General features: G+C 58.7%; 13 protein-coding genes. 4 read left to right on the forward strand and 9 right to left on the reverse strand.

What is annotated here, in order from left to right:
* Positions 1–4: 4 nt before the first annotated feature.
* The 3 genes from ACDO57_RS10925 to ACDO57_RS10935 all read right to left on the reverse strand — a co-directional run bounded on the left by ACDO57_RS10925 (position 5) and on the right by ACDO57_RS10935 (position 883).
* A complete protein-coding gene (locus tag ACDO57_RS10925) occupies positions 5–169 on the reverse strand; it encodes a hypothetical protein (protein ID WP_228117513.1) in 165 nt (54 codons plus the stop codon).
* A 70-nt stretch (positions 170–239) separates the two neighbouring features.
* Complete coding sequence (locus ACDO57_RS10930) at positions 240–647, reverse strand: hypothetical protein (RefSeq protein WP_228117514.1); 408 nt, start codon at positions 645–647, stop codon at positions 240–242.
* A 44-nt stretch (positions 648–691) separates the two neighbouring features.
* On the reverse strand, positions 692–883 hold the full coding sequence (locus ACDO57_RS10935) for a recombinase family protein (protein ID WP_228117515.1): 192 nt from the start codon (positions 881–883) through the stop codon (positions 692–694).
* A 44-nt stretch (positions 884–927) separates the two neighbouring features.
* Between ACDO57_RS10935 and rimO the strand changes: the two genes are divergently transcribed.
* Positions 928–2235: a 30S ribosomal protein S12 methylthiotransferase RimO gene (gene rimO, locus ACDO57_RS10940; RefSeq protein ID WP_090417628.1), complete on the forward strand. Its 1308-nt coding sequence runs from the start codon at positions 928–930 to the stop codon at positions 2233–2235.
* 59 nt (positions 2236–2294) lie between these two features.
* On the opposite strand, the gene gsiD is transcribed toward rimO, so the two are convergent.
* From gsiD to iaaA, 5 genes are read right to left on the reverse strand one after another with little or no spacing between them, the layout of a single operon-like run.
* On the reverse strand, positions 2295–3206 hold the full coding sequence (gsiD, locus tag ACDO57_RS10945) for a glutathione ABC transporter permease GsiD (protein WP_024908682.1): 912 nt from the start codon (positions 3204–3206) through the stop codon (positions 2295–2297).
* Position 3207: 1 nt separating this feature from the next.
* Positions 3208–4128 (reverse strand): glutathione ABC transporter permease GsiC, encoded by a 921-nt coding sequence (gene gsiC / locus ACDO57_RS10950; protein ID WP_248163677.1) that lies wholly within the window; start codon positions 4126–4128, stop codon positions 3208–3210.
* A gap of 5 nt (positions 4129–4133) precedes the next feature.
* Positions 4134–5672: a glutathione ABC transporter substrate-binding protein GsiB gene (gene gsiB / locus ACDO57_RS10955; protein WP_048990344.1), complete on the reverse strand. Its 1539-nt coding sequence runs from the start codon at positions 5670–5672 to the stop codon at positions 4134–4136.
* 23 nt (positions 5673–5695) lie between these two features.
* On the reverse strand, positions 5696–7567 hold the full coding sequence (gene gsiA / locus ACDO57_RS10960) for a glutathione ABC transporter ATP-binding protein GsiA (RefSeq protein ID WP_061715691.1): 1872 nt from the start codon (positions 7565–7567) through the stop codon (positions 5696–5698).
* 11 nt (positions 7568–7578) lie between these two features.
* The gene (gene iaaA / locus ACDO57_RS10965) at positions 7579–8517 is read right to left on the reverse strand and encodes a beta-aspartyl-peptidase (RefSeq protein WP_032649358.1); all 939 of its coding nucleotides are present in this window, start codon (positions 8515–8517) and stop codon (positions 7579–7581) included.
* A gap of 187 nt (positions 8518–8704) precedes the next feature.
* Between iaaA and moeA the strand changes: the two genes are divergently transcribed.
* Together moeA and moeB are read left to right on the forward strand one after the other, a co-directional pair.
* Entirely contained in the window at positions 8705–9937 is a 1233-nt protein-coding gene (gene moeA, locus ACDO57_RS10970; protein WP_370883963.1) for a molybdopterin molybdotransferase MoeA, read from the forward strand.
* Position 9938: 1 nt separating this feature from the next.
* A complete protein-coding gene (gene moeB / locus ACDO57_RS10975) occupies positions 9939–10691 on the forward strand; it encodes a molybdopterin-synthase adenylyltransferase MoeB (protein WP_370883964.1) in 753 nt (250 codons plus the stop codon).
* A 98-nt stretch (positions 10692–10789) separates the two neighbouring features.
* Here the strand turns inward: moeB and fsa are convergent, their stop codons facing one another.
* Positions 10790–11452 (reverse strand): fructose-6-phosphate aldolase, encoded by a 663-nt coding sequence (gene fsa, locus ACDO57_RS10980; RefSeq protein ID WP_370883965.1) that lies wholly within the window; start codon positions 11450–11452, stop codon positions 10790–10792.
* Between the two features lie 128 nt (positions 11453–11580).
* Here fsa and ACDO57_RS10985 point away from each other — a divergent pair, with 128 nt between their 5' ends.
* Complete coding sequence (locus ACDO57_RS10985; RefSeq protein WP_370883966.1) at positions 11581–12480, forward strand: glycyl-radical enzyme activating protein; 900 nt, start codon at positions 11581–11583, stop codon at positions 12478–12480.
* Positions 12481–12483: the final 3 nt, after the last annotated feature.

Here is a 12483-nt window from a genome sequence, read left to right on the forward strand (position 1 = left end):
TTATCTACAGAATTTTTTCCGATTTATAGTTGCTTTGTTTTTTTCTTTCTTCCAGTAACAAAAACTCTGCTTCATCTTTACATAACCAAGGATAGTAATTTTCTAATTTATAAGGAATGCCCTTTATAGTTACAATACGTTCACCAATTAAAGCACGGTTATCACGCATTTTTTTAGTACCTGATAGTCCCACTCTTTACCTTTCAGACCATTTGAATACTTCTGATCAAGATATTTTTTTACACTGTATACACCACTGCCGGACAAGAACATATCAATCGCTTCACGTGCAATATTCCAATAAGTAGGATGTTTTTCACCGCTTCGTATTGCGATCCTGAATCATCAATCCAGAATGGGTGGCGACCTACGGATTTTATGTTAACTGGCAATCCATTTTTATGGCGTTCTACTAACGTTTCAACATTACCTAAAGTACGTTGAGACTTAGTTTCTGATTCTTCATTGGCACGACTGAACAGCAATAGTGAAATCATTAATTCTGTTGGTTTTTTGTTCACAGAATCAAGTGTATATACCCGCTTATCCATGCCTGTGACGAGTGTCAAACCTAACTCTAACAATTCAATAAAAAGTTTCTGTGCAGTTGTAACATTCTGTCTTGTAATGTGGTCCAGATTTTCCACATATAGCCAGGAATCAGAGGCAATAGCTCCTTGTTTAATAGCATCTATAAAACCCCTAATTTTCCTGAGTTGGTATTCTTGCCACGAAAGGCACTGACGCCTGGGTCTTCGATCTCATCCATTTCCAGCCCAGCATCAGCCGCATATGCTTTCGCGGCTGCAAGCTGCCTGTTTCTGGTTGTCCCTTTGTCCTGGCGATCTGTTGACCACCTGATGTAGCTATAAAGTTGCGGCATCTATATAATCCCCGGCAAAGTGAGCAACTGATTGTACAAAAAAAATGTCTAAGATTGGATTTATATCATTAGGGTGCCCGAAAAACCTGGTGGATTCAGAACGCATCCTGACCGAACTGCGCACCGAGGGCTATGACGTGGTGCCAAGCTACGACAACGCCGATATGGTGATCGTTAACACCTGCGGGTTTATCGACAGCGCGGTTCAGGAGTCACTGGAAGCCATCGGTGAAGCCCTGACGGAAAACGGCAAAGTGATCGTGACCGGCTGTCTGGGCGCGAAAGAAGACCAGATCCGCGAAGTGCACCCGAAGGTGCTGGAGATCACCGGCCCGCACAGCTACGAGCAGGTGCTGCAACATGTTCATCACTACGTGCCAAAACCCAAGCACAACCCGTTCCTCAGCCTCGTGCCGGAACAGGGCGTGAAGCTGACGCCGCGTCACTACGCGTACCTGAAAATTTCCGAAGGCTGCAACCATCGCTGCACCTTCTGCATCATCCCGTCCATGCGTGGCGATCTGGTGAGCCGTCCCATTGGTGAAGTGCTGGCGGAAGCTAAACGTCTGGCCGACGCGGGCGTGAAGGAGCTGCTGGTCATCTCCCAGGACACCTCGGCCTACGGTGTAGACGTCAAACATCGCTCCGGTTTCCACAACGGCGAGCCGGTGAAAACCAGCATGGTGGGCCTGTGCGAACAGCTGTCCAAACTCGGTATCTGGACGCGTCTGCACTACGTTTACCCGTACCCGCACGTTGACGACGTCATCCCGCTGATGGCGGAAGGCAAGATTCTGCCGTACCTGGACATCCCGCTGCAGCACGCCAGCCCGCGCATTCTGAAGCTGATGAAGCGTCCTGGCTCCGTTGACCGCCAGCTGGCGCGCATCAAGCAGTGGCGCGAGATCTGCCCGGATCTGACCCTGCGCTCCACCTTTATCGTCGGATTCCCGGGTGAAACCGAAGAAGACTTCCAGATGCTGCTCGACTTCCTGAAAGAAGCGCGTCTGGACCGCGTCGGCTGCTTCAAGTACAGCCCGGTAGAAGGCGCAACCGCCAACGAGCTGGCGGATCAGGTGCCGGAAGAGGTGAAAGAAGAGCGCTGGAACCGCTTCATGCAGCTGCAGCAGCAGATCTCTGCTGAACGTCTGCAGGAAAAAGTGGGCCGCGAGATTATGGTTATCATCGACGAAGTGGATGAAGAAGGCGCAATTGGCCGCAGCATGGCGGATGCCCCTGAAATCGACGGTGCGGTGTACCTGAACGGCGAAACCAGCGTTAAGCCGGGTGATATTATTCGCGTGAAGGTTGAAAACGCGGATGAGTATGACCTGTGGGGTAGCCGGGTTTAATCTCCCCCTCTGTAGTAGGCCGGGTAAGGCGTAGCCGCCACCCGGCACATTTCACAGCACTACCCCTTAATCCTCGGATCCAGCGCGTCGCGCAGCCCGTCACCCAGCAAATTAAACGCCAGCACGGTCAGGAAAATCGCCAGACTCGGGAAGATCGCCACGTGCGGGGCAATCACCATATCTGCCCTCGCCTCGTTCAGCATCGCGCCCCACTCCGGCGTTGGAGGCTGAGCTCCTAACCCCAGAAACGACAGGCTGGCCGCCGAGATAATCGACACGCCGATACGCATGGTGAAATAGACCACGATGGACGACACCGTTCCCGGCAGAATATGGCTGAAGAGAATGGTGGCGTCGCTGGCCCCCATACTGCGGGCCGACTCGATAAAGGTCTGTTGTTTCAGCACCAGCGTGTTGCCGCGCACAAGACGAGCAAACGCCGGAATCGAAAACACAGCGACCGCAATGATGACGTTTGCCATGCCGCTGCCCATGATCGCCACCACGGCAATCGCCAGCAAAATGCCGGGAAAAGCAAACAGCACGTCGCAGATGCGCATGATGATGCGATCCCACCAGCCTTCGTAATACCCGGCAACGAGACCCAGCACGGTACCGATGGCCGCGCCAATCAGCACCGCGAACACCCCGGCGGCAAGCGAGATCTGCGCCCCCACCAGCACGCGGCTAAAGATATCGCGCCCGAGGGAGTCCACGCCGAACCAGTGCAGCATCGACGGTCCGTCGTTCAGACGGTCGTAGTCAAAATAGTTTTCCGCATCAAACGGCGCCACCCACGGCGCAATCACCGCCACCGCAATTAGCAGCAGCACAAACAGCCCCGCGGTCATCGCGACCGGCTGACGGCGAAAACGCCGCCAGAATTCAGACCACGGGGTGCGGACGTGGTCCGGTTTTAGACCCGGCATCGCGTTTAAAACGGCCTGACGTCGCCAGTTCAACAATCGCATCTTACTTGTACCTGATGGCCGGGTTAATGGCGGCATAGAGCACATCCACCACTAAGTTGATAAGAATAAACTCCAGCGAGAAAAGCAGGACTTCCGCCTGAATCACCGGGTAGTCGCGCATCTCGACGGAATCGACCAGCAGGCGTCCCAGCCCCGGCCAGTTGAAGACCTTTTCCACCACGATAGAGCCGCCCAGCAGGAAGCCAAACTGCAGTCCCATCATCGTCACCACCGGGATCATCGCATTGCGGAACCCGTGCTTGAGAATGACCCACTTCTCGCTGACCCCTTTCGCCCGCGCGGTGCGAATATAATCTTCGCTCAGCACGTCAACGAACGAGGCGCGGGTAAAGCGGGCCATCACCGCCGACACGGCAGCCCCCAGCGTCATGGAAGGCAGAATGTAATGCTTCCAGGTATCGGCCCCGACGGTCGGCAGCCAGCCCAGTTCGACGGAGAAGATCTGCATCAGCAGCATCCCCAGCGCGAACGCCGGGAAGGAGATGCCGGTCACCGCCAGCGCCATGCCGAGCTTGTCCGGCCAGCGGTTGCGCCAGACGGCCGCGACAATCCCGGCGCCCAGCCCAAACACGACCGCCCAGCTCATACTGGCAATCGTTAACCAGAACGTCGGCATAAAGCGGCTGGCAATCTCCTCCGACACCGGACGGCGCGATACCATCGAGATACCAAAATCGCCCTGCAGAACGTTGCAGATATAATGGATGAACTGCATATACAGCGGCTGGTCGAGGCCAAGCTGCTTACGCACCAGCTCAATGACGGTGGCATCCGCTTCAGGCCCGGCAACCAGACGCGCCGGATCGCCCGGCAGCATATGGACAAACAAAAACACCAGGACCGCCACAATCAGCAGCGTCGGGATAAGCCCCAGCAGGCGTTTACACACATAATTCAGCATGAGGTTTATTTTAAATCCGCATCGTCAAAGCTAAAGCCCGTATCCGGCATAATGTAGAACCCGGTCAACGCTTTATTATGGGCTGACACCAGTTTCTCTACCACCAGCGGCACCCACGGCGACTCTTTCCAGATGATGTCCTGCGCGTCCTTGTAGAGACGTGCTTTCTCCTCCGGCTTGGTGGTTTTCAGGGCATCGGCCAGGTCTTTGTCCACCTGCGGGTTGCTGTAAAACGCGGTGTTGAACAGGGTTGGCGGCCAGTTCTGCGAGGCAAACAGCGGCGACAGCGCCCAGTCTGCTTCACCGGTCGAGGCCGACCAGCCGGTATAGAACATCCGCACGCCGCTCTCTTTCTGTCCTTTCCCCTCCACCTCTGCCGCACGCTGTCCGGCATCCATCGCGGTGACCTGCGCCTTGATGCCGACCTGCGCCAGCTGCTGCTGGGTAAACTGCAGCACCTTCTGAGCGGTACTGTGATTATGCGAGGACCACAGCGTGGTGCTGAAGCCGTTCGGGAAGCCCGCCTCTTTCAGCAGCTCGCGCGCTTTGGCCGGATCGTACGGCCACGGCTGATAGCTTTGCGCATAGGCGATAGCCGGCGGCAGCACGCCGGTGGCCGGAGTGGCATAGCCCGCAAAGGCGACCTTCACCAGCGCCTGACGGTTAATGGCGTAGTTGATGGCCTCACGCACCTTCGGGTTATCGAACGGCTTTTGCGTGACGTTCATGCTGATGTAACGCTGCATGATCGACGGGCTGGCGACCAGCTCCAGCTTGCTGTTTTTCTGCAGAATGGCGGCCTGCTCATACGGGATCGGGAAGGCAAACTGCGCCTCGCCGGTTTGCAGCATCGCCGCGCGGGTGTTGTTGTCCACCACCGGGCGCCAGGTGATGGTATCGAGCTTCGGCAGCCCCTGCTGCCAGTATCCGGCGAATTTCTTCACCTTCACAAAATCGGTCTGGTTCCAGGTGAGCAGCTCGTACGGACCGGTGCCAACAGGGTGGAAGCCGATCTCCTTGCCGTATTTCTTCAGCGCGGCAGGGGAAATCATCGCCGTTGCCGGATGCGCCAGAATATTGATAAACGCGGAGAACGGCTCTTTCAGGGTGATTTTTACCGTTGCCGGGTCGACCACCTCGGTGCTGGCGATATTTTTATACAGGTTATAGCGCTTGAGGCTATTTTCCGGATTGCTGGCGCGATCGAGGTTAACCTTCACCGCCTCCGCATTGAAATCTGTCCCATCCTGGAACTTCACGCCGGTCCTGAGCTTGATGGTATACACCAGTCCGTCGTCGGACACGGTGTACCCCTCCGCCAGCACGTTTTTGAGCTTCATCTCTTTATCCAGGCCAAACAGGCCCTGGTAGAACGATTTCGCCACCGCCTGAGAGAGCGTGTCGTTGGCGTCATACGGATCGAGCGTGGTGAAGTTAGAGCCGACGGCAACCACCACATCTTTGGCAGCGAACGCGGGGGCAGCGGCCAGGGCTGCCGTCACGCTCGCGGCTAACAACCATCTACGCGCTACAAATGTAACCATTGTGTTCTCCTGCCTGTTGAAAGTTATAACCGCGAAAAGGCATTGTCCTGACGCGGGGGAGCAACGAAATGACCCGGACTGACCTCGCGCAGCGTCACGCGCTCCACGGCCTCGCCACGCTTACGAATATTGCTCGGCATTTCATCCTGCAGCAGCACGCGCTGGCCGTGACGATGCGCCGGATCGGCAACCGGGACCGCCGCGATGAGCTTGCGGGTGTACGGGTGCTGTGGGTTCTCAAACACCGCTCTTCGCGGACCAATTTCCACGATTTGCCCCATAAACATCACCGCCACGCGATGGCTGATGCGCTCGACCACCGCCATGTCGTGCGAGATAAACAGAAAGGCAATGCCCATATCCCGCTGTAAATCCAGCAATAAGTTGATGATTTGCGCCCGGATAGAGACATCCAGCGCCGAGACGGACTCATCGGCAATCACCACTTTCGGGTTTAGCGCCAGCGCGCGGGCGATGCAGATACGCTGCCGCTGTCCGCCGGAAAACTCGTGCGGATAACGCCAGGCATGCTCCGGCTTCAGGCCGACGCGCTCCAGCAGCCAGGCCACGCGACGCTGTGCCGCTTCGCCGTCGAGCAGGTTATGTACCCGCAGCGGCTCCATGATCGAATACCCCACCGTATGGCGCGGATCGAGGGAGGCATAGGGATCCTGGAAAATAAACTGAATATCCCGCCGCACCGCCTGCAGCCTGCTGTCCGGAAGGGTATCAATGCGCTCACCGTTAAAGGTAATGCTGCCTTCCTGTGACTCCACCAGACGGAGCAACGCGCGTCCGGTGGTAGATTTACCGCAGCCGGACTCCCCCACCAGCGCCAGCGTTTCACCCGGCCAGAGATCGAAACTGACGTTTTCCACCGCGTGCACTTCGCGCTTCACCCGGTTCAGTACGCCGCTGCGCAGCGGAAAGCGGGTGACCAGATCGCGCACTTCCAGAATGGGCTTACCCGGCACCACGGTGTCCTGCTCGCGCTCATCCTCCTGCTGCTCAGACGCCTCGAGAGAAATCAGGGGGAAGCGGCGCGGCAAATCGCTGCCGTTCATCGCCCCCAGACGCGGAACCGCCGCCAGCAGCGCTTTGGTGTAAGGATGCACGGGCGCGTGAAAAATCTGCTCAACCGGGCCGGTTTCCACCGCGCTGCCCTTGTGCATCACCAGTACGCGATCGGCGATATCGGCGACCACGCCCATATCGTGGGTGATGAAAATCACCCCCATCTCCATCTCCTGCTGCAGGACTTTGATGAGCTGCAGGATCTGCGCCTGAATCGTCACGTCCAGCGCCGTCGTTGGTTCGTCGGCAATCAGCACTGCGGGGCGGCAGGAGAGCGCCATGGCAATCATCACCCGCTGGCGCATGCCGCCGGAAAGCTGATGCGGATAGCGCCCCAGAATGGCCTGCGCCTCCGGAATGCGCACCAGCTCCAGCATCCGTCGGGCCTCTTTGAGCGCTTCATCGCCGCTCAGCCCCTGATGCAGGCGGATGGACTCGGCAATTTGCTCCCCGACCGGGAACACCGGGTTCAGGGAGGTCATCGGCTCCTGGAAGATCATCGCAATATCCGCCCCGCGCACGCTCTGCATCTGCGAACCGCTTAGCTCATTTAAATCAATGACCTGACGATTGCGGCGGCGCAGGAGCATTTTCTCGCTGCTGATTTGCCCGCCCGTCTGTTCCAGCAGGCGCATTAGCGCCAGCGCGGTGACCGATTTCCCGGAGCCGGACTCGCCAACAATCGCCAGCGTCTCGCCGCGCCTGAGCGTGAACGATAAATTCTGTACTGCGGGGATGAACTGCCGCTCTTCCTGAAACGCAATATCGAGCTGATGGACAGCCAGCACTTCGCGGTTGTCCAGTTCTTCACTGTGCGGCACGCGCTGCCCCCTTATTCACGATAAATCCCCGTGCTCGGCTCATCGCCGGCATAGCCCCAGGCGCGATACATGCCTTCGCTGTTGAACGGCAGTGCCACGTTGCCCTCATGATCCACCGCAATGAGTCCGCCGACGCCGCCCAGGGCTGGCAGTTTTTCCATCACCACGCGCTCGCAGGCCTCGCTCAGGCTTAAACCGCCGTAATCCATCAGCGCGGTGATGTCGTAGGCCGCGAGGGCGCGGATAAACACTTCCCCGGTTCCGGTACACGATACCGCCGCCGTCGCGTTATTGGCATAGCAGCCGGCGCCCGGCAGCGGGCTGTCGCCGACGCGTCCGGGAAGCTTGTTGGTCATCCCGCCCGTTGACGTCGCCGCCGCGAGGTTCCCGGCTTTATCCAGCGCCACCGCGCCGACCGTGCCCATTTTGGTGGTTTCATCAAGCGGCGCACTGTGGTCAAGCTGCGTCATGCCCGCCGAACGGGCTTCCAGCAGCTGCTGATAGCGCGCTTCCGTGGAAAACAGATCCGGCGATACCGGCTCCATTCCGTGTTCGAAGGCAAACCTCTCCGCCCCCGCGCCCGTCAGCAGCACGTGCGGGCTCTCTTCCATCACCAGACGCGCGGCCAGCACCGGGTTACGCAGGTGGCTGACGCCTGCCACGGCCCCCGCTTTCAGGGTGACGCCGTCCATCACGCAGGCATCCAGCTCGTGCGTTTCATCCCGGGTAAAGACCGAACCGATCCCCGCATTAAATAACGGGCACTCTTCCAGCAGGCGCACCGCCTCGGTGACCACGTCCAGCGCGCTTTCGCCCGCTTCCAGCATTCTCTGGCCCGTTTCCACAATGGCGTACAGCGCGTCGATGTAACGTTTTTCCTGCTCAGGCGTGAGCTGTGCTCGGGTGATTGCCCCGGCCCCGCCATGAATTGCGATTACCGCCTTAACCATTCGCATCACCCGTTAGCCTGTTTTGCGGCTTTTTCTATAAATATCATTATCGTCGACGAAACTTCAGATGATTTTTGAATATAGAAAGACGTAACAGTGATGTAAAGCGTGCACCCTTCGGTCATACAGTTAGCCGCACTTTTCTGCCATAATGGACGCTTTCGTTGTTACTCCGCAGGAGCCCACCATGGATTTTACCGCCGGATTGATGCCGCTTGAGACGGCACTCACGCAGATGCTTGACCGAGTTTCCCCGCTGCATGACGTTGAGACGCTGCCCCTCGTACGCTGTTTTGGCCGTATTGCCGCGCGCGATATCGTCTCTCCGCTTAACGTGCCGGGGTTTGATAACTCCGCGATGGACGGTTACGCGGTACGCCTGGCGGATCTCCAGACGGGTAACGCCCTGCCGGTGGCGGGTAAAGCCTTTGCGGGTCAGCCGTTTAGCGGTGAATGGCCTGCGGGCACCTGCGTGCGCATTATGACCGGCGCACCGGTTCCGGCAGGCTGCGACGCCGTGGTGATGCAGGAAGAGACCGAACAGACCGACGACGGCGTGCGTTTTAACGCGAGCGTCAAAGCGGGCCAGAACATCCGCCGTACCGGCGAGGACATTACCCTCGGCGCGACGGTCTTTGCCGCCGGACAGAAGCTGACGGTGGCGGAGCTGCCGGTCCTGGCCTCGCTCGGCATCGCGGACATCGACGTTATCCGTAAAGTGCGCGTTGCCGTTTTCTCCACCGGCGACGAGCTGCAGCTTCCGGGCCAGCCGCTGCAGGACGGCCAGATTTACGATACCAACCGCCTGGCGGTACACCTGATGCTGGAGCAGCTGGGCTGCGAAGTGATTAACCTCGGCATCATTCCTGACGATCCGGAAAAACTGCGCGCCGCGTTTATCGAAGCGGATAACGCAGCCGACGTGGTCATCAGCTCCGGCGGCGTCTCCGTGGGCGAAGCGGATTACACCAAAACCATCCTCGAGGAGCTGGGTGAAATCGGCTTCTGGAAGCTGGCGATCAAGCCGGGCAAACCGTTCGCGTTTGGCAAGCTTTCACACAGCTGGTTCTGCGGCCTGCCGGGTAACCCGGTCTCGGCGGCACTCACCTTCTACCAGCTGGTGATCCCGCTGCTGGCGAAGCTTTCCGGCAACAATGCTAACCCGCTGCCGGAACGCCAGCGCGTTCGTGCCGCCACGCGCCTGAAAAAATCACCGGGCCGCCTCGATTTCCAGCGCGGCATTCTGGCGCGCAACGCGGACGGCGAGCTCGAAGTGAGCACCACCGGGCACCAGGGCTCGCACATTTTCAGCTCCTTCAGCCAGGGCAACTGCTTTATCGTGCTGGAGCGCGAGCGCGGTAACGTAGAAGCAGGCGAGTGGGTTGAGGTAGAACGTTTTAACCACCTGTTCGGAGGCTGACATGACGGTGGAGCTGAGCGACCCGGAGATGATGCGCTACAACCGCCAGATTGTGCTGCGCGGGTTTGATTTCGAGGGACAGGAAGCGCTTAAGGCGGCCAGCGTGCTGGTCGTCGGGCTGGGCGGGCTGGGCTGCGCCGCCGCGCAATACCTTGCTGCGGCGGGCGTTGGAAAAATGACGCTGCTGGATTTCGATACCGTATCGGTGTCCAACCTGCAGCGCCAGACGCTGCACAGCGACGCGACGGTTGGCCAGCCAAAAGTGGACTCTGCCCGCACGGCGCTGGCGCGCATCAACCCCCACGTTCAGTTCACCCTGATTGACGACATGCTGGATGACGACGCGCTCTCCGCGCAGATTGCCCGGCACGATCTGGTGCTGGACTGCACCGATAACGTCGCCGTCCGCAACCAGCTCAACGCGGGCTGTTTTGCCCACAAAATTCCGCTGGTCTCCGGCGCGGCAATCCGCATGGAGGGGCAAATCAGCGTCTTCACGTACGCCGAGGGTGAACCCTGCTACCGCTGCCTGAGCCGTCTGTTTGGCGAGAATGCGCTGACCTGCGTTGAGGCGGGCGTGATGGCGCCGCTCGTCGGCGTGATTGGCTCATTGCAGGCAATGGAAGCGATCAAAGTCCTGGCGAACTACGGCACGCCCGCAGCGGGGAAAATCGTGATGTATGACGCGATGACCTGCCAGTTCCGCGAGATGAAGCTGATGCGTAACCCGGGGTGTGAGGTCTGCGGAGGGTAAACCCTGCTGCGGCCTGATGCCCTCACCCCGGCCCTCTCCCACAGGGAGAGGGAGAAAACCGCAGGCCGGGTAAGCGTCAGCGCCACCCGGCAACAGTATCAGATCGACGTCCTTCCAAACGCCCCCTGCCAATCCTGCTCGAACTTCACGATCGCCGCATCCACTGCCGGAGAGGTAATAAACTGCTGCGCCACGTCCAGCGGCAGCGTGATGGACTCGCACCCTGCCAGCAGGCAGTCCAGCGCCTGACGCGGGGTTTTAAAGCTCGCGGCCAGCACCTTTGACTGCGGGACATGCAGCGTCAGCAGCTGCTGTAATTCCACAACGGTCTGGATCCCGTCCCCGCCCTGCGCGTCCACGCGGTTAACGTAAGGCGCCACATACTCGGCACCCGCCAGCGCGGAGAGCATCCCCTGCGCGGCGCCGTACACCGCCGTGCCCAGCGTCGGGATGCCTTCAGCTTTCAGCATCTTGATTGCCGCCAGCCCCTCTGCGGTCACCGGCACTTTCACCACCAGATCGTTAATGATGGCGCGCAGCTTACGCGCGTCCTCCACCATCCCTTCGGCGGTGGTCGCCATTACCTGAGCGAACAGACGACCTTTACCACCCATCGCGTCGTGCAGCGCGGGCAGCAACACGTCCAGCGGCGTTTTACCTGCCGCCACAATGCTTGGGTTGGTGGTCACGCCCGCCAGCGGGAAGATACGCGCCAGCTTTTTGACTGCCGCAACGTCAGATGTGTCGAGATAAAGTTCCATGATGTCACCCTCAAAATTAGCCTGCACTTACCCTATCACGACAAAACCTGCTCAAGAGTTGACCTGCATCAAGATAACTTTCATTCGAAAGTAATTTAATCTTCATATGCAAGATGAGAGGCGAAATCATGATCTTCAATATTCAGCGTTACTCTACCCACGATGGTCCCGGTATTCGTACCGTGGTGTTCCTGAAAGGCTGCTCGCTGGGCTGTCGCTGGTGCCAGAATCCGGAAAGCCGCTCCCGCAGCCGGGACGTGCTGTTTGATGCACGCCTGTGCCTAGACGGCTGCGACCTGTGCCAGCAGGCGGCACCGGGCTGTATCGAACGCGCGCTGAATGGCCTGGTCATCCACCGCGAAAAGCTGAATGAAGAGACGCTTAATGCCCTTACCGACTGCTGCCCGACGCAGGCGCTGACCGTCTGCGGTGAAGAGCAGCAGGTCGAGGAGATCATGGCGACCGTACTGCGCGACAAACCCTTCTACGACCGCAGCGGCGGCGGGATCACCCTCTCCGGCGGCGAGCCGTTTATGAACCCTGAACTGGCGCAGGCCCTGTTTAAAGCCAGCCACGAACACGGGATCCACACCGCCGTCGAAACCTGCCTTCACGTGCCGTGGCACTATATCGAGCCGTCATTACCCTACGTCGATCTGTTCCTCTCCGACCTGAAGCACGTCGACGGTGACGTGTTCAAACAGTGGACGGACGGTTCGGCTAAGCGCATCCTGGACAACCTGAAACGCCTGGCCGCTGCCGGGAAAAAAATCACCATCCGCGTGCCGCTGATCCAGGGCTTTAACGCCGATGAAGCCTCCATCACCGCCATCACCAACTTCGCCGCCGACGAACTCGGCGTCGACGATATTCATTTTCTGCCGTATCACACGCTGGGCATGAACAAATACACCCTGCTCGGCCAACCCTACTCTGCCCCTGACAAACCGCTGGATAACCCTGCCCTGCTGGACTTCGCGCAACAGTACGCCTGCCAGAAAGGGTTAACCGCGACCTTACGAGGATAAACT

The sequence above is a fragment of the Enterobacter cloacae complex sp. 2015409 genome, from assembly GCF_041365315.1.
Classification (GTDB): Bacteria; Pseudomonadota; Gammaproteobacteria; order Enterobacterales; family Enterobacteriaceae; genus Enterobacter; species Enterobacter pseudoroggenkampii.